Annotated in this window: 1 protein-coding gene; it reads left to right on the top strand. The window is 52.4% G+C overall.

What is annotated here, in order from left to right:
- Positions 1-64: 64 nt before the first annotated feature.
- Entirely contained in the window at positions 65-769 is a 705-nt protein-coding gene (locus tag N6G83_RS54390; protein ID WP_045347821.1) for an IS6-like element IS26 family transposase, read from the top strand.
- The last annotated feature ends 55 nt before the right edge of the window (positions 770-824 follow it).

Genomic DNA, 824 nt, shown 5'->3' with positions numbered 1-824 from the left:
GGGCACTGTTGCAAATAGTCGGTGGTGATAAACTTATCATCCCCTTTTGCTGATGGAGCTGCACATGAACCCATTCAAAGGCCGGCATTTTCAGCGTGACATCATTCTGTGGGCCGTACGCTGGTACTGCAAATACGGCATCAGTTACCGTGAGCTGCAGGAGATGCTGGCTGAACGCGGAGTGAATGTCGATCACTCCACGATTTACCGCTGGGTTCAGCGTTATGCGCCTGAAATGGAAAAACGGCTGCGCTGGTACTGGCGTAACCCTTCCGATCTTTGCCCGTGGCACATGGATGAAACCTACGTGAAGGTCAATGGCCGCTGGGCGTATCTGTACCGGGCCGTCGACAGCCGGGGCCGCACTGTCGATTTTTATCTCTCCTCCCGTCGTAACAGCAAAGCTGCATACCGGTTTCTGGGTAAAATCCTCAACAACGTGAAGAAGTGGCAGATCCCGCGATTCATCAACACGGATAAAGCGCCCGCCTATGGTCGCGCGCTTGCTCTGCTCAAACGCGAAGGCCGGTGCCCGTCTGACGTTGAACACCGACAGATTAAGTACCGGAACAACGTGATTGAATGCGATCATGGCAAACTGAAACGGATAATCGGCGCCACGCTGGGATTTAAATCCATGAAGACGGCTTACGCCACCATCAAAGGTATTGAGGTGATGCGTGCACTACGCAAAGGCCAGGCCTCAGCATTTTATTATGGTGATCCCCTGGGCGAAAAGCGCCTGGTAAGCAGAGTTTTTGAAATGTAAGGCCTTTGAATAAGACAAAAGGCTGCCTCATCGCTAACTTTGCAACAGTGCCGTT

It is taken from the genome of Serratia sp. PL7 (assembly GCF_945957435.1).
This window is presented reverse-complemented; position numbering and strand designations above follow the sequence as displayed.